Below are 17232 nucleotides of genomic sequence, written 5' to 3'. Positions count from 1 at the left end.
AAGCATCGTCGCTGGTCAGGGGCGCGTCCGCAGGCATATGCCGCGGGCGTGCCCCGCCCTCGTCGCGGTATGTACCTGTCCGTATGCCGGACGTGGGGCCTGGACGGCGGGCATGTCCTTCGTATTCTCTGCTCGAACGGGCAGGGGGCCCGCACGCCGGAAGGTGGTGGTGGGCATGACGACGACAACGGCGTACCGCCCCGCGCCCGTCGGCCGCGCGGAGCTCCTCGGCCGACTCGACCGGGTCCTGCACACCCGGGGCCGCGCCCTGCTCACCGGCCCCGCCGGAGTCGGCAAGACCGAACTGGCCCTGGCCGCGGCCGCCCGCGCCGAGGCCCGCGGCGAGACCGTGCTGTGGCTCGCCACGCTCCCCGCCGACCGGGGCATACCCGGGGCGGCCGCCGCCGCGCTGGTGGCGTCGGTGGCCGCCGCCTGCTCCGCCGAGGAGTACGACGTCCTGGCCGGACTGCCCGGCCCGCAGCGCACCGCGGTCGCCATGCTCAGCCGCGAGGCGCCCATCCCCGACGGCGGCTGGGACCCCATCGCGCTGCGGCTCGCCCTCGCCCAGATCCTGCGGACCCTCGCCGCCCGCGGCCCGGTCCTGCTGGTGGTCGACGGGGTCCAGCGGATCGACCCGGACAGCGCCGACCTGCTGCGCTTCGCCCTCCACCTGGCCCCGGCCGCGCTGCGCGCCGTCGCCGTGGAGACACCGTCGGGATACGGCTCCGAGCCGCTCACGCCCGGCGAGGCCGGCGAGCCGGAGGGGCTGTGGGTGCCCTCCGAGGCCGATGTGCTCTTCGTCCCGCCGCTGCACGCCGACGAGATCGCCGAACTGCTCATCCACCACCGGCTGCCGTCCCGGATGGCCGGCCGGATCCACAAGGCCAGTGGCGGCAACCCCCGGCTCGCCCTCGCCGTCGGACGCTCGCTCGCCGACGCCCGTACGCCCGTGCACCACGCCGACGCGCTGTCGCTCTCCGGCCGGGCCCGCGACGTGGCCCGCCAGCTCCTCGGCGCCACCTCACCCGCCGTACGTGCCACCCTGCTGCTCGCCGCGCTGGCGCTGCGGCCCACGGCGTCCCTCATCCGCCGCACCGGCCGCCCCACCGCCGAGGCGGACCTCGCCGCCGCCGAGCGGGCCAATCTGATCTCGCTCAAGGAGGACGGCACGGTCGGCTTCACCGCCGGGGTGCTGCCCTCCACGCTGATCCACGACGCCTGCTGGACCCAGCGCAGCGCCGGACACGCGGCGCTCGCCGGTGTCGTCGACGACCCGGTCGAGGCGGTACGGCACCGGGCACTCGCCACCGACGTCCCCGACGAGGAGCTCGCCGCCGAGGTCGCCCGGGCCGCCGAGACGGCCCGGCGCCGGGGCAACAGCGCACTCGCCGCAGAACTGGCCCTGCTGGCCGCCGAGTCCACGCCCGTGCAGCACGGCGAGCGGCGGATCGCCCGCCTGCTCGACGCCGCCGAGGAGGCGGCCCGGGCGGCCCGCGCCGATCTGGCGATGCGGGCGGCGACCGACCTGCTGGCCCGGGACGCCACCCCCGCCCAGCGGGTCCGTGCCCGGCTCGCCGTCCTGGACACCGCCGGGCAGGGGCTGACCGGCCTGGACGAGATCTACGTGCACGCGATGGAGGACTCCGAGGGCGACACCGCCCTGCGGGCCGCCGTCCAGCTGCGGCTCGCGGTCAAGTACGTGCTCGCCGACGGCGATCCGGTACGGTCGCGGGCGGCCGCGGTCACCTCGGCGGCGCTGGCCGCCTCCGTCGGCGACCGGCAGACCGCCGCCAAGGCGCTGACCGTCCAGGCGCGCATGGACCGGTTCCTCGGCTCGCCGGACGCGGAGGCGGTGCTCACCGAGGCGCGGGCGCTGGAGATGGTGGAGCGGCCGCTCGGCATCCGCAACGCCGCCCAGATCCTGACCATCCGCCACGCCCTTTTCGACGACCGGCTGGTGGAGGCGCGTGACCAGCTGCAGGCGCTGCTGCCGCTGGTGGAGCGGCGCGGATCGGTGGAGGACACCATCGAGTTGTTCTCCACCCTCGCCACGGTCGAGGCCCGCCAGGGGCAGTGCGCGGCCTCCCTGGCGCACGCCGGGCGGGCGCTCGCGCTGACGCTGGAGGCCGGTCTGTCGCCGGGCCCCGCCTGGTACACGCTGGCGCTCGCCGAGACCGCGGGCGGCAGCTTCGCCCGGGCGCTCAGCTACGCGCGGCGCAGCGTGCGGGCCTCCGAGGAGGAGGGCGACCATGTCTTCCTCTCCCGCAGCCTGTACGCGCTCGGCCGCGTCCAGCTGGTCACCGGCGACGTGGCGGCCGCCCTGGAGACCCTGCGCCGGGTTCAGAGCGGCGAGCGGGACCAGTCGGCCGTGGACCCGTCCATGCTGCGCTGGCACGAGGAGCTGGCCGAGGCCCTGCTCGCTGGCGACTGCCCGGAGGAGGCGGCGGCCGTGCTCGCCGATGTCCGGCCGGTCGCCGAGCGGCTGGGCCGTACGACGGTGCTGCTGGGGTGCGACCGGGCGTACGGGCTGTACCTGGCGGCGTCGGGCAAGGCGGACGAGGCGGCGGAGCTGCTGGGCGCGACGGCGGAGCGGTTCGGGCAGGCGGGTCTGCCGCTGGAGCGGGGCCGGGCCCTGGTGGCGCTGGCCCGGGTCGAGCGTCGTCGTCGCCGCCGCTCGGCGGCGCAGCACGCGCTGCACACCGCGGCGGGGGTGTTCGAACGGGCCGGGGCGGCGCCCTGGCTGGCGCTGACGACGGAGACCCCGGTCCGCAACCACGAACCGGCGCCGTCACGCGCGGACGCCGTCTCCGCGCTGACCGAGGCTGAGCTGCGGCTGGCCCTGATGGTCGGCCAGGGCGCCAGCAACCAGGAGGCGGCGGCGAAGCTCTATCTGAGCGTGAAGACCGTCGAGGCGCGCCTGACCCGCATCTACCAGAAGCTCGACGTCCGCTCCCGCGCCCAACTGGCCACGGCCCTCACCCACCGCCCGCAGGGGGCGGGGGAGCCGGTGGACTGACCGACCCGGTGACGGTCAGCGCCGGGGAACCCGCCGCCCGGCCGGCCCGTACGCGCGCAGCGCCCCCGCGAGGGTGAGCAGCCAGGCGGTGACCGCGATCCACAGCAGGGTCTGGCCCAGGGTCGAGAGCCAACGGATGCCGGTGGCGTTTGACGCGGCGAGTGAGGCGGCGGCCGACATGCCCAGAGGGAAGACCGTGGCCCAGCGGCGGACGTCGTAGGCCGGGCGGGGGCGCAGCGCCTCCGCGGCGAGCAGCACCACGTACCAGGCCAGATCCAGGGTGAGCAGCGCCAGGGTGAGGGCGCGCAGGACGTCGTGGAGGTCGCCCCTCCACAGCGGGGAGGCGGCCAGCGCCGCGGCGGCCAGTGCGGAGATGGCGAGGGCGCCGCCCGCGAGCCACTGGTCGCCCGCGCCGGTGAGGACCTGCCTGACGTCGAAGCGGCGCAACGCGTCGGCGTACAAAAGCAGTGCGAGGCCGACCAGGACGAGCGCGGCCCGGGCGAGCCATTCGCCGCTCCCGGCGAGCGCCTCGGTGGCCGCGAGGACGGCGAGGCCCTGGGTGGCCACGCAGACGAGGAAGACGGCGCCGGACATCCGGTGCGTCAGGTGCCGCAGGACGGAGATCAGCAGCACCGCCCACAGCACCGTGGCGAGGGCGAGCAGCGCCTGGGCGAGGCCGTGCCATCCCAGCAGGGCGAGGCGGGTGCCGAGCACGGTGGTGGCGGCCACGGCGGTGAGCGCCGGCGGGGTGTGGGCCTGTGCGCTCCACTCGGCCCGGGCCCGCAGCAGCCGGCCGGTGAAGTGGACGGCGAGCACCACCCAGAGCGCCCCCGCGAGGACCAGCGCGACCAGGGAGACGACCTCGTGGCCGGCGAGGTGGAGGCCGACCGAGAGGATGCCGGTGGCCATCACGGCGGCCCCGGCCGCCGGGGTGAGACCGGCCCAGCCGAAGGGGACCGGCGCGGCGGACCGGGCGGGCGCGGCGGCTTCGGGGACGTTCACCGTTCCATGGCAGCGTCCCCGCCGCCGGGGCGCCACCCAGGGCCGTGCGGACGGCTCACACGGTGAAGGGGCGCTGGCGCAGGAAGCCGGCCGCGGGCGCGCCGGTGGTGTAGAAGTTGGGGCTCTGGGTGGCGGGCATCCGGCTCTGGATCGTGCGGTGGAAGGCGCGGTGGCCGCCGCGGAAGGCTCCCCGGTCCCAGACCCGCAGCAGCGTCTCGGTGAAGGCGCCGTTGACCGGCCCGTCGGAGGCGAGCTGGTTGTCCTGGCAGGCCGAGATGAGGACGACGCCCGGGCCGGGTTTCTGCCCGTCGCGGTTCTTCAGGGTGCGCTGGAGCTCGTCGAAGAAGCCCTGGTCGCGGTCGTAGATCTGCTGCTGGCGGACGACCGGCATCAGCCGGGAGGCCGCCTCCAGCTGCTGCGGGTCGCTTGTCTGGAAATGGGCCTCCATCGCCATCGGGCTGATGACGCCCTGGACGCTCTCCACCGCGCTGCCGCTGTGGCAGCAGTCGAGCAGGGCGAGGATCCGTACGCCCTCGTCGAAGCGGCGCAGCTCCTCGTGGAGCTCGTCGTCGAGGAACTGGCGGTCGAAGAGGACGAGGGTCTCGTCGAAGTCGTCCGGCTCGTCGTCGGGGCCGGTCCGGTCGGGGACCTGGCCGCCGTGGCCCGAGTAGGTGAAGAGGAAGATGTCCCCGTCGGTGAGCCTGGCGGCCGCCTTGCGGAGTTCGGCGGTGACGTTGTCGACGGTGCCGTCGGGAGTCATCAGGGTCGTGTCGCCGAATCCGGCGCGCCGGGCGAGCTCCGCCATGTCGCGGGCGTCGTTCTCGCAGGCGAGGAGCCGGCCGTCCCAGCCGTCGTAGCGGGCGGGGTCGACCTTGTTCAGTCCGATGTGCAGGGAGAGACCGGTGGGCATGTGGCGCTCCTTCGGCAGGGGGGTGTCACGGAAATCCGTTCCGTGACCGCCGCCGCGCCGAACCCGGTGCCGGACAGCGCCGCCCGATCGGTCCTGTCCCCTGCGCTGCTCCCCGCCCGGGTCCCGGCCCCGCGCGCGCCCGGGTCCCCGCACGCTCCCGACCTTGCGACGTCACATACCGAGTGAAACCATGACAGATGTCAGGTAGTCCCTCTCAGGCTCCCCCAAGGGGCGGCCGGGCAGGTGCGGTATGCCGCTCACCGATACCGAATGGGACATGGTCACCGGCTGGGTGCGGGACTTCCTCCTCGACACCCCCGACCCGTACACGCCGATCAAACAGCTCGGATTCGCCCCGGAATTCATCGGCGCGCTCCCGCTGACCACGAGGGCAGGCGAGAACGCGGTCGCACTGGTGCGGGCGGCGCGCCGGACCATCTCCGCCCAGCTGCTGCTCCTCGACGGGCTGGTCCACAACGACGCGCTGAGCTCGCTGGAGGCCGGGACCACGGCGGAGCAACTGCGGGCCGCGCTGCTGCAGGACCAGGCCGAGCACGCCTCGCCCCAGGACCACTTCCTGAGCAGTGTGCTGAAGAACGGCACCGAGGTCTTCATCGACCGGGCGGAGCTGCGCGGGAAGCTGCGTGAGTTCGTCTCGGACCCCGAGAAGACCGTGCTGGTGGTCGACGGCGAACCGGACAGCGGCCGCTCCTACACGTACCACCTGATCCGGCACCTGGGGCAGCACTGCGGCTTCCGCCCCGTGCGGGTCACACTCTCCCGGACGTCCACGGCCGCCGCTGTGGTCCGGCGGCTGACCGAGTTCGTCGCCGACCCGCGCACCCCGATCACGCCCTTGAATCCGACACAGTTGAACGATCCACTGCCGACGCTCGACGACGCCGTACACAGCGTGGTCCGGCTGGCGACCGCGGCGGACGAGCAGTTCTGGCTGGTGCTCGACGACTGCGACAGGCTTGACGTCACCTCCGACGTCTGGGACTGCATCGGGAAGCTCGCCCTGGCCATCTACGAGCACGCGCCGGTGCGCCGGGAGACCGTGCCCCGGCTCGTCCTCCTCGGCTACTCCCCGACGACACGTCAGCTCCCTTACGAGATACGGAAGAACGAGTGCCTGGACACCGCCCGGACGCTCGGGGCGGACGATCTGGCCGAGTTCTTCGGCCAGTTCTTCGCCGCCCAGCCGCCTCCCGGTGAGAGCGCCGGCCCTCCGCCCGACCGGGTCGCGGCCCTCGTGGACACGGCGCTGTCCGCGGTGCTGGGCGCCGCCGAGGCCGACGGCGACGAGAGCTACATGCGCCGGGTCTGTACGGCGGTGGAAGGCACCGTCCGCGTCTACCGCTCCCTGACCGAGGGCGAGGACTTCGCCGCGCGGCTCCAGGCCGAGCTGCGGCCCGCCGAGGGCGGCGGCGGGCCGCCCCCGATGCCGGACATCCGGCGGCGCTACCGCGAAGCCGCCTGCCTGCTCTCGCGGTTCGACCCGGCCCGGCTGCGACTTCCGGGCGAGGAGCGGGCCACCGGCCGGGCCGCCATGGAGCTCGTGCACGACTGCCGGGCGCTGGGCAGCGCGCACCCCGCCGGCCGGGCCCCCGAGCCCGGCGCAGGGGAGTCGGCGCCGCCCGGAACTGCCGGGCCGGAGGCCGACCTCGCCGCGCTCACCACCAGCTGGGCCCTCAAGTCCGGTATACGGGAGGCGACGCTGCGCGGACTTGCCGGGCCGGAGGCCGCCCTCGCCGCGCTCGCCGCCAACGCCGACCAGTTCCCCGAGGGCCCGGGCCCCGAGCGCACCGCCCTCGCCCATCTCTCCGGCGCGCCACCGCGTCCGGACGAGCCACCGCGTCTGGAGGGGCAGGGCGTCGACGCCCTCGCCGACACCCTCCAGGCCGTGCTGTGGCTGGAGCAGATCCCCGGCGTCACCGGCCTGCCCGACGCGGAGCACGTCCAGCGGCTGCTGGAGCGCGCCCGGCTCCTCCAGCCGCTGCAACGCCTGGTCCAGGGCCCCTTCCAGGGCCGCGCCGAGGAGCTGGACCAGCTGCGCGCCTACGTCGGTCTGCCGGCCGACTCCCCGCAGGCCCGTATCCGGCAGGCCGGGCACGGGCTGCGGCGGGTGATGACCCGCGCCCCCGAACCGCCCCTGGTCGTCCACGGCCTCGGCGGCATCGGCAAGAGCACCCTGATCGCCAAGTTCCTCCTGGACAGCCTGCGCGACTTCCCCGCCGGGTTCCCCTTCGTGTACGCCGACTTCGAACGGCCCACGCTCGCCATCCAGGAACCGGCCACGCTGATCGCCGAGATCGCCCGGCAGCTCGCGGTCCAGTACCCCGCCCACGGCGCGGAGCTGGACGCGCTGGCCCACGAGTGCGAGGCGACGGCCGGGCACCAGCGGCAGGAGAAGGACCAGGTCGACGAGTTGTACGAGCTGTCCACCACCCGTCCCACCCTGGGCCGGATCTCCTCATCCGGCTTCCACGACCGGGCGAGCGCCCGGGACACGGAGCTGGTACGGAAGGTCGCCGACGTCGTCGTACGGGCCGCGGGCACCCCCGCCGGGCAGCCCGGCCCGCCGCTGGTGATCGCCGTCGACTCCTTCGAGAAGGCGCAGTACCGCGGCTCGCCCGTACTCGGCCGGATGTGGGCCATCTGGGCCGCGCTCCAGCAGGCCTACCCACGACTGCGGTTCATCGTCTCCGGCCGCGCCCCGGTGGACCACCCGGCCCGGATCACCACCCCCCGGGCCATCGCGCTGGGCGACCTCGACCACAAGGCGGCCGTCGCGCTCCTGACGGCCGACGGCGTCGGCGATCCGCACATCGCCGACGAGCTGGCCGAGCGGGTCGGCGGCCATCCGCTGAGCCTGAAGCTGGCGGCCCGGGCCGCCGTCCTGGCGGGCGGCGCGGCCGACACGCTCGGCGAACTGGTCGAAGGCCTGCCCGCGCGGCGCCGCTACTTCTACCGCAAGGTCGACCAGATGCTCGTCCAGGGCGCCCTGTACGAACGCATCCTCCAGCACATCCCCGACCCCGAGGTGCGGGAACTGGCCCAGGCCGGACTGGCGCTGCGGGTCATCACCCCCGAGCTGATCACGGAGGTCCTCGCCGAGCCGTGCGGCCTGCGGATCGACTCGGCCGAGCGGGCCCGCCGGCTCTTCGGCGTGCTGTCCCGGCTCGACCTGGTCGAACCGGCCGGCCCCGATGCCGTACGGCACCGCTCCGACCTGCGCGCGATCATGCTCCGCCTCGCGGACAACGCCCGTACGGACGTCATGCGCGCGGTCGGGCGGCGGGCGGTGGTGTACTACGCGGCCCGCGAAGGGCCCGAGGCACGCGCCGAGGAGATCTACCACCGGCTGCGCCTCAACGAGAACCCCCGCTCGGTGGAGCGGCGCTGGACGACCGGGATCGAGCGGTACCTCGAAGGCGCCGACCAGGACATGTCCCCGCGGTCCGCGGCCTTCCTCACCGGTCTGATCGGCGGGCACCTCCCCGAACAGGTGATGGCCGAGGCCGACCAGGAGGACTGGGAGCGGATCGCCGCCCGCGAGGTCGAGGACCTGCTGGCCCAGGGGTACACGGAGGCGGCCGCGGCCAGGCTGGCCGAGCGCCGGCCGTGGACCCCGGGCAGCCCACTGCATCCGCTGCTGGTCGAGACCCTCGCCCGGCAGGGACACACCACGCTCGCCCTGGAGACGGCCGAAGCGGCCGTCGACCGGGCCGACAAGGCGGGCTGCGCCGAACTCCAGCTGGAGCTGCTGCTGTTGTCCGCCCGGCTCGCCGAGGCGGCCGGTGACGCGAGCGCCGCCGACCGTGATCTGGCGGAGGCCGTGGACATCGCCACCCTCCTCGGCCGGGACTTCGAGGCGATGGGCGCCCTGCTCGCCCGCGCCCGGCTGGCGGAGCGGACGCCCGGGGACCCGGACCGCGCCGAGGTCGACGACCGGCTCGCCCGCAGGCTGCGCCTGCTGCCCGACAGCGCGCTGGCCGAACAGCCCGTACTGGTCCGGGCGGTCGCCGCGGAGGTGTGCGACCAGGACCCGGCGGCGCTCGACCGCACCCTGGAGGTCGTGGGACTGCCGCAGGCCGACGACGGCGTCGTGGAGGCACTCGCCGAGTCCATCGGACGGGCGGCCGCCGAGCAGCCCCAGCTGCGCGCCGCCCTGCTGAGGATCCTCCAGGGCGCCGTCGGCGAGCCGGAACGGCCGCCCGGCGAACCCGCCACCGGCTCCACCCACACCAGCATGACGGGCATCCTGCGCGAGGCCCGGCGGCGCGGCACCCTCGACGGGCTGGCCCGCCGGCTGCTGGTCGTACGGGACAGGAGCGGGGAGCTGCTGTCCGGGGTGGCGGCCGCGCTGGGCGCCGGGACGTCCGGCGCCGTACCGAAGGTGGCCCCGCCGCCGTCCCCGGCGGCGGCCGCACCGGAAAGGAACGGCCCGAAAGCGGCCTGAGCGACCATGAGCGAGCCTTATCTCCCGCCGGACGAGATCGTCCAGATCAAGGACGCCGCGCTGGAGGCGGGTCTCGCGGACCCGTCGATGCGCAAGCTGCTGCTGGAGGGGATCCTCCCCCGCTACCGCGGAACGCTGCCGCTGCTCGCGGCGCCCGGGCCGCAGGTGCACTCGGACCTCAACGAGATGAACAAGGTCGAGCGGCTGGTCGACAGTTCCGTACCGCTGGAGATCTGGCTGCGCAACGCCGTCGTGCAGAGCGCCGGGATCACCGCTCCGCTGGAGGTCTTCCAGCGGGCCCTGGACAAGGTGACCCGCAACGCCGCCGGCGAGCCGGACGTGGCACCGGACGTGCCGGCCGGCGAGACCAAGGAGGAGATCATCTTCCGGGACGACACGGTCCCCTTCGAGTTCCTGCGCGGCGGCGAACTGGCCGGTACCGCGGTCGCCCGGATCAAGGTGCCCCCGTTCCAGGGCGGCGCCCCGCTCCAGCCGAACGGTTTCCCGCACTCGGGCACCGGCTGGCTGATCGCCCCCGGCCTGCTGATCACCAACCACCATGTGATCAACGCCCGTACCCGCACCGCCGCCGTCCCCCGGGTCGAGGTCGCCCGGTCCGACCTGGACCTCCAGGTGCGCGGCTCGCGTTCACGCTTCGACTACCTCTCCGACGAGACGGAGACCGAGGAGGCCGGCGGGGCCGAGCTGGTCGCCTTCGACGAGGAGCTCGACTACGCGATCGTGCGCCTGAGCACCCCGCCCGAGCGGCCCGTCCTGCGGGTGGCGAGCGAGCCGCTGCGGGTGACCCCGGCCGAACCGGTCGCGGTCAACATCATCCAGCACCCCGGCGGGCTGCCGAAACGGGTCGCCCTGCGCAACAACCTCGTCTACGAGGCCGACGAGCGGGACGTGCGCTACTTCACCGACACCCGGGGCGGCTCCTCCGGCTCCCCCGTTCTCACCGACGACTGGACCGTTGTCGCCCTGCACCGCGGCACCCGGCGGGTGGAGGACGTCAGCTTCCAGGGCAAGAACACGGCCTTCGTCAACGTCGGCACCCAGATGAGCAGCGTCCTCGCCCACCTGCGGGATCACCGCCCGGATATCCACGCCGAGATCACGGCGGCCCAGTCCCCCTCGACCACACGGCCCGCCGACACGTGGGCCCAGCAACCGGAGGTGGCATGAGATGCGCGACGGTTCACCGGTGGCGACCGGTCCCGAGCAGGTCTTCGGGAATCTGCTGGCGGTCGCCGAACGGGTCCGCAAGGGCCTGGAGTGGGAGATCTCCGAGTCGTCCGTGGAGAGCCCGGGCGGTGAGGCACCGGCCGGCCAGATCGCCCGGTTCGCCCAGGAGGAACGGGCCCGGGTCCTGGAGGCGGGGGTCAGCGGCCTGGAGAAGATGGCCGCCGGACGCGGCGCCGACATCGACGAGGACGAGTACTTCGGCGTCGAGGCGATCGTGCTGCTCGAAGGGCGCCCGGCGATCCTGATCCAGGGCCAGGACTTCCCCTCCCAGCAGGGCGACTGGGCCGTCCTGGACGGCGCGCGGACCGCGATCCGCGCCTCGATCGCCCGCGTCGGCCGGGTGGAGGTCTCGGGCCACCCCGACCTGGACTGGCTGGGGACGGCGTTCCTGGTCGGCCCGGACGTGGTGATGACCAACCGCCATGTCGCCACCGAGTTCACCCGCAGTGACGGCGCGGGCTGGACCTTCCGGCAGGGGCTGGCCGCCCGCGTCGACCTGGCCGAGGAGCTCGGCGGCCCGGTCACCGGCGACGGCGCGCTCAGCTACGACGTCACGGAGGTGCTCGGCATCCACGCGGACGTCGACCTCGCCCTGCTGCGGGTCACCCCCTCGGCGGGCCCGCTGCCCACCCCGCTGCCGGTGGCCGCCGAGCCCCCCGGCGAGGTGGTGGGACGGCCGGTCTACGTGATCGGCTACCCGGCCTGGGACGGCCGCCGCAACGAACCGGAGTCCATGCGCCGCATCTTCATGGACGTCTACAACGTCAAACGGCTCCAGCCCGGCACGGCGACGGAACTGCTGCCCGGTCAGCTGACGATGAAGCACGACTGCTCCACCCTCGGCGGCAACAGCGGCTCCCCGGTCTTCGACCTCGCCGACCACCGGGTCCTCGGCCTGCACTACGGCGGCCGCTACCGCTCGGGCAACTTCGCCGTGCCCCTGTGGCAGCTCACCGACGACCCGCTGCTGGCGCGCGCGGGCATCAACTGGGCCTGACCGCGGGCATCGACCGAGTCTGACACGGCCCGAGGGGCCGGTGTCACTCCTCCTTGACGGGCACGCTGAACCCGCGGTTACGGATCACGACCCGCTCGACCTCGTCCGCGATCGGGAACGTGCCTTCCACCGGGGTGGGCGTGACGACCTGCGCCACGGTGCCGGTGGGCGCGGTCTCCACCAGCATCAGATGGAGCTCCTCGGGGGTGGCGACGATGGGCGGCGAGGCGAGCTCCAGAGTGAGGGTGAACCCCTCGGTGTTGCACGAACAGGTGCCCCTCACGGTGACCCGTCGCCCGGCCTTGGGCTCCCGGTACGCGACGGCGATGAAGTCCTGGGCTCCGGCCTCGCAAGCGAAGTCGTTCGTCGGTTTTGCCATGTCCACTCCCAGCTACTGAGGGGTATCGGGTGTGCACGCATCGCTTCAGTCTCGGCGCGGCACGCGGGGCCCGCAAACGGAGAACCCCAGAATCAGGCCATGCACACCACCCGACGCACGCTGCTGGCCGGACTGGCCGCGGTCGCCCTGACGCCCGGCCGGGCGGCGTGGGCCGCGACCGCCATGCCCCGGCCCCCCGCCTCACTCATGGGAGCGGTGATCCGCCGCCTGCCCACCGCACGCAAGGTGGTCGCGCTCACCTTCAACGCGGCCTGGGACACGAGCGGGGTCGACGCCGTCCTGACCGAGCTGCGGCGCCGCCGTCTGCCGGCCACGTTCTTCCCGACCGGCGCGTTCGCGAAGGCCCGCCCGGCGGCCGTACGGGCGATGGCCGCCGCGCACGGGCTGGGCAACCACTCCTACAGCCACCCGTACTTCGACGGCCTGAGCACCCAGGAACGGCAGCGGGAGATCCTCCGCGCCGACACGGCGATCCGCGCGGCGGCGGGAACCGAGCCGCTGCCGTACTTCCGCTTCCCCTACAGCTCCACCACGACGGACTCCGTCGCCGACGTGAACGACCTGGGCTACGCGGCGATCGAGTTCACCACCGACACCAACGGCTACCTCGGCCCGGGCCGCGGCATGACGGTGGACCGCGTCGTCGAGCGGGTGGTCGCCGCCCTGGCGCCGGGCGCGATCATCCAGATGCACGTGGGCAGCAGCACCGGAGACGGCACCGTCCTCGACGCCCAGGCGCTCCCCCGCATCGCGGACACCGTCGGCGCAGCCGGATACGAGGTCGTGGACCTCCGGGACTTCCTCGTACCCGCCGGGAGCGCCCCCGGAAAATGACCGAGCGGCCCAACCGGCCGAGGGAGAAGTCCCTTTGATCGACTACGGCCCCCCATGACAAGGTGTTCGCACACGCATTCTGCGAACACACTTGCCACACCGGGGACTTTCCATCATGGCTGTCACGGTGCCGGACTGGGCTGACACGCTGCTGGATCTGGTGGGGGTGAACTGGCCCAACGTCGACGAGGACGCCTACCGGGACATGGCCGACGCGCTACGGGAGTTCGCGGACGACCTCGCCGACGACGGTCAGCTCGCCAACAACCATATGGAACGTCTGCTGTCGTCGGGTCACGGCGAGGCGATGGACGCGCTGAACGAGCACTAGGGCAAGGTCAAGGGCAAACACCTGAAGGACATGGTCTCCGCGGCCCGGACGATCGCCGGCGCGCTGGACATGGCGGCGGGCGCGATCGAGGCCATGAAGTGGAAGGCGGTCGCGGAACTCGGGATCCTGGCCGGGCAGACGGGCCTCGCCATGGCGCTGATCCCGGTGACCGGTGGCCTGTCCGCACTGCTCGGCGCCGGAGCGATCGCGTTCACCAAGAAGCAGCTGCTGAAGCTCATCACGGGCGCGATGGAGGAGGCGGTCGGTCACATCGTCGGGGTGATGACCGAACCGGCCGTGGCGGCCCTGGAGAACATGGCCGCCGATCTCGTCGTCCAGGTCAGCATGGACGCCTTGGGCGTCCAGGACGGTGTGGACCTCGACCAGACGAAGCAGGCCGGCAAGGACGGCTTCCACGAGGGCGTGCAAGGGGCGAAGGAAGGCATGAACCTCGCCTCCGCCGGCGGCGGTGGCGGTGGCGGTGGCCCCAAGGGCAAGGGGTTCCACATCGAGCACGACGAACACGACAACGCCGGCACCAAACTGAACGGCGTCAGCGTCGGAATCCACGGCAAGACCGCCGGCAAGCTGACGAAGGCGAAGACGGCCCAGGGCCGCAACAAGGGCCGCGACGACATCGCCAACGCCCTGGACCCCGTCATCGAAAAGGCGATGGGCGCCCTGGTGAAGTCGGCCAAGACCATGGGCGACCACGTCGGCGAGACCCTGCCCAAGGCCGTCAAGCGCATATCCACCGACCACAAGAACAACGACGCCGACACCCGCGAACGCCTCGCCCGGGAACGCAAGAAGGACGACCACGACGGCGGGAAACGGGGCGACGGCAAACCGAACGCCAAGGGGCCGCGCACCGACGGACACGTCAAGCCGGACTCCCTGGACGACAGCAAGTCCAACCCGCGCGGCAAGGGCGTCGAGATGGGCGACCGCACCTGCGAGGGCGACCCCGTCGACATCGCCTCCGGCGAGATGACGCTGGAACAGGTGGACCTGTCCCTGGCCGGCGTCCTGCCGCTGGTCCTGCGGCGCACCCACCTGTCGACGTACCGCTACGGTCACTGGTTCGGGCCCAGCTGGGCCTCCAGGTGGTGTCGGTGACGGACCCGCGGGGCAACACCGTCCGCCAGACGTGGGACCGCTACGACCGGCTGCTGTCCCGCACCGATCCGGCCGGGCGGACCACCACGTACACCTACGACGACCGCGGCAACCTCACCGCCATCGCGCACCCGGACGGCAGCTCGGCCGGTGTCGAGTACAACGAGCGGAACCAGATCACCGTCGTCACCGGCCCGGACGGTGCGGTATCCCGGCAGGAGTACGACGAGGACGGCAACCCGGTCCTGTTCACCCGCCCCAACGGGACGACGACCCGGCTCACCTACGACACCCGGGGCCGTCTCACCGGGGTCGACGACTCCCTGGGCGCCGTGGACCGGGTGGAGAACGACGCGGCGGGCCTCCCGCTCGCCGTGCGCGGCCAGCACGGCGGGGTCACCCGTTACGTCCGCGACGCCTTCGGCCGGCCCGTGCGGATCACCGACCCGCAGGGCGGCAGCACCGAACTGGAGTGGACCGTCGAGGGCCGGCTCGCCCGCCGGACCGACCCCGACGGGGCCACCCAGTCCTGGGCGTACGACGGCGAGGGCAACTGCGTCCTGCACACCGACGCCATGGGCGGCGAGACCCGCTTCGAGTACACCCACTTCGACCTGGTCGCCGCCCGGACCACACCGGACGGGGTGCGCCACGAGTTCGCGCACGACACCGAACCGCGCATCACACGCGTCACGAACCCGCAGGGTCTCACCTGGTCCTACACGTACGACGAAACCGGTTTGCTGACCGCCGAGACCGACTTCGACGGGCGCACCCCTCACCTACACGCACGACGCACTCGGACGGATCGCCTCGCGGACCAACGGAGCCGGCCGGACGGTCCGTTACGAGCGGGACGCCGACGGTCGTCTCCTCCTGAAGGACGCCGACGGGGCGGTCACCCGCTTCACCTACGACGCCCATGGCCACCTCTCCGGGGCGAGCGGCCCGGACACCGAGCTGAGCTACGTCCGTGACGTCTCCGGCCGGGTGCTCCAGGAGACGGTCGACGGCCGGACCCTCACCCGCACGTACGACGAGGCGGGCCGCCGCGTCCGGCGCACCACCCCGTCCGGGGCGGTCAGCACCTGGTCCTACCCCGGCGACTCCACCGCACGCCTGGACGCCTCGGGGCACCTGGTCGACTTCGAGTTCGACGCGTCCGGCCGGGAGATCACGCGCCGCGTCGGCGCCGCCCTCACCATGGACCACGTCTACGACGCCATGGGCCGCCTCACCGGCCAGCACGTCCGGGCCGCCGGAGACCGGCCGGTCCAGCAGCGCACGTACACCTACCGCCCGGACGGTCACCTCACCACTGTCGACGACCGCCTGACCGGCCCGCGTCAGCTCGAACTGACCGGCCAGGGGCGGGTCACCGCCGTCACGGCCGAGAACTGGACCGAGCGGTACGCCTACGACGAGGCCGGCAACCAGACGCACGCCTCCTGGACCGGCGCGGGCACGGCCGAAGGCCCCCGGGAGTACGCGGGCACCCGCATCGGCCGCGCCGGCTCGATCCGCTACGAGCACGACGCGCAGGGCCGCGTGGTGCTGCGCCGGAAGACCCGGCTCTCACGCAAGCCGGAGACCTGGCGCTACGACTGAGACGCCGAGGACCGGCTGATCGCCGTCACCACCCCGGACGGCACCCGCTGGCGGTACGTGGCTGCTCATGCAGCGCCACCGCCACCGGCAGGGCAAAGGCATGCTCGAATGCCAGAAACCCGCCGGGCGACAGGGGCACCGCTCCCCCGCCCGCGATGAAGCTCACGAACGTGGGCCGCAGCTGCTCCAGGACGTGCGGCGCCACCCAGATCAGCCCCGTTCCCCTGGGTCCGAACAGCCACTTGTGCGTTCCGGCGACCACCACGTCCGCGCCCAGCCCAGCACCATCCTCGTCGACTGCCGCCAGCAGGTGCACGCCGTCGACGACCAACAGGCACCGGTCGCCAGGACTACGCCCTTCATTGGCCCGGCGCACCACCTCGGCCACCGCGCGCACCGGCATCCGAAGCCCGGTGCTGGACTGCACCCACGTGATCCCCACGACTCGCGTCGTCGGGCGAATCGCCTCGCCGACCGCCGCTGCGATGCCTTCCGCCGTCGCGGTGGCCGGATCGTCGAACCAGGAGACCAGCCGCACCGTGTTGCCTGTCGGCGGCCAACCGGGCGGCGGTGAGATGGGAGAGGTGGTCGTGTTCCGTCAACAGGAACTCTTGCCCTGGACGGGTCACGACGCCGTTGTAGACGACGCCCAGCCCGATGCTTGTGCTCGCCGTCATCGCGATGTCTTCGGCCCGACCTCCCAGACAGACCGCGAGCGCGTGGCGTACCCGGGGCCATCCGGTCGGCCCGTCGGGCAGCGCCAGCCCGGTGGGCACTGCCAGAGGATTGGCGTCGACCTGTGCGCTCAGATGATCCACCGCGTCACGCACCGACTTCGGATGCGAGGCCAGGTAGAACAACGCGAGGTTCGCCCACCCCGGCTCCAGACGGAACTGCGCCCAGGGCGTCCCAGTCCACGCGCCCGTCGACCGTGGTGACCGGCCGCGCCCGTGATGTGTCCGCCCCTGCCCCTGCCACGCAGGAGCTGGTCACGAGGGAAGCCGCCACCGCTCCCGCGGATCTCGCCAGCAGAGCGCGCCGACTCGTCATCGACATCCAGCACCCCTTTACATGCCACCGGTGGAGCGGTGGAGGAACAGCTGTCGGCGCGCCCCACTGATGACGACGCTACGTGAGGTGGCCGCAGGTGCCGACAGGACCATCGCCCGAACGGCCTCCGCCCCAGCTGGAGCCCACGGTCGGCGGCACCAGGGCGGGGGTGGGCCCCGGCCGGCCCCCAAAACGATCAAGGGGCCGTTTCAGATTGCTCTGAAACGGCCCCTTGACCTGCGACTTCGAAAA

10 protein-coding genes and 1 pseudogene are annotated in these 17232 nt (G+C 73.4%); 7 read left to right on the top strand and 4 right to left on the bottom strand.

Annotated elements, in window-relative coordinates; genetic code table 11:
- Window positions 1-175 precede the first annotated feature (175 nt).
- A complete protein-coding gene (locus IEZ01_RS00460) occupies window positions 176-3016 on the top strand; it encodes an AAA family ATPase (protein WP_019890709.1) in 2841 nt (946 codons plus the stop codon).
- Between the two features lie 15 nt (window positions 3017-3031).
- Here IEZ01_RS00460 and IEZ01_RS00455 read toward each other — a convergent pair whose 3' ends face one another.
- Both IEZ01_RS00455 and IEZ01_RS00450 read right to left on the bottom strand, forming a co-directional pair.
- Complete coding sequence (locus IEZ01_RS00455) at window positions 3032-4018, bottom strand: tellurite resistance/C4-dicarboxylate transporter family protein (protein ID WP_189199231.1); 987 nt, start codon at window positions 4016-4018, stop codon at window positions 3032-3034.
- Window positions 4019-4073: 55 nt separating this feature from the next.
- Window positions 4074-4928 (bottom strand): caspase family protein, encoded by an 855-nt coding sequence (locus IEZ01_RS00450; RefSeq protein ID WP_019890707.1) that lies wholly within the window; start codon window positions 4926-4928, stop codon window positions 4074-4076.
- A gap of 250 nt (window positions 4929-5178) precedes the next feature.
- On the opposite strand from IEZ01_RS00450, the gene IEZ01_RS00445 reads away from it, so the two are divergent.
- From IEZ01_RS00445 to IEZ01_RS00440, 3 genes are read left to right on the top strand one after another with little or no spacing between them, the layout of a single operon-like run.
- A complete protein-coding gene (locus IEZ01_RS00445) occupies window positions 5179-9393 on the top strand; it encodes an AAA family ATPase (RefSeq protein ID WP_229832550.1) in 4215 nt (1404 codons plus the stop codon).
- Window positions 9394-9399: 6 nt separating this feature from the next.
- Window positions 9400-10581: a trypsin-like peptidase domain-containing protein gene (locus IEZ01_RS34560; protein ID WP_019890705.1), complete on the top strand. Its 1182-nt coding sequence runs from the start codon at window positions 9400-9402 to the stop codon at window positions 10579-10581.
- A gap of 1 nt (window position 10582) precedes the next feature.
- The gene (locus tag IEZ01_RS00440; protein WP_019890704.1) at window positions 10583-11638 is read left to right on the top strand and encodes a trypsin-like serine peptidase; all 1056 of its coding nucleotides are present in this window, start codon (window positions 10583-10585) and stop codon (window positions 11636-11638) included.
- Window positions 11639-11681: 43 nt separating this feature from the next.
- Here IEZ01_RS00440 and IEZ01_RS00435 read toward each other — a convergent pair whose 3' ends face one another.
- A complete protein-coding gene (locus IEZ01_RS00435; protein WP_189199229.1) occupies window positions 11682-12017 on the bottom strand; it encodes a hypothetical protein in 336 nt (111 codons plus the stop codon).
- Window positions 12018-12116: 99 nt separating this feature from the next.
- Here IEZ01_RS00435 and IEZ01_RS00430 point away from each other — a divergent pair, with 99 nt between their 5' ends.
- The 3 genes and pseudogenes from IEZ01_RS00430 to IEZ01_RS35820 form a co-directional block, all read left to right on the top strand.
- Window positions 12117-12872 (top strand): polysaccharide deacetylase family protein, encoded by a 756-nt coding sequence (locus tag IEZ01_RS00430; RefSeq protein WP_189199227.1) that lies wholly within the window; start codon window positions 12117-12119, stop codon window positions 12870-12872.
- A 115-nt stretch (window positions 12873-12987) separates the two neighbouring features.
- Window positions 12988-13203 carry a hypothetical protein gene (locus IEZ01_RS36180; protein WP_189199871.1) on the top strand — a complete coding sequence of 72 codons (216 nt, stop codon included), beginning with the start codon at window positions 12988-12990 and terminating at the stop codon, window positions 13201-13203.
- Between the two features lie 21 nt (window positions 13204-13224).
- Window positions 13225-15927: pseudogene (locus IEZ01_RS35820) on the top strand (DUF6531 domain-containing protein); the annotation flags it as partial.
- Between the two features lie 28 nt (window positions 15928-15955).
- Here IEZ01_RS35820 and IEZ01_RS34550 read toward each other — a convergent pair.
- Window positions 15956-16468, bottom strand: a complete 513-nt coding sequence (locus IEZ01_RS34550; protein WP_019890696.1) for an aminotransferase class V-fold PLP-dependent enzyme — start codon at window positions 16466-16468, stop codon at window positions 15956-15958.
- Between the last annotated feature and the right edge of the window lie 764 nt (window positions 16469-17232).

The organism is Streptomyces purpureus, assembly GCF_014648195.1.
In the GTDB taxonomy this organism is placed as follows: domain Bacteria; phylum Actinomycetota; class Actinomycetes; order Streptomycetales; family Streptomycetaceae; genus Streptomyces; species Streptomyces purpureus.
This window is presented reverse-complemented; position numbering and strand designations above follow the sequence as displayed.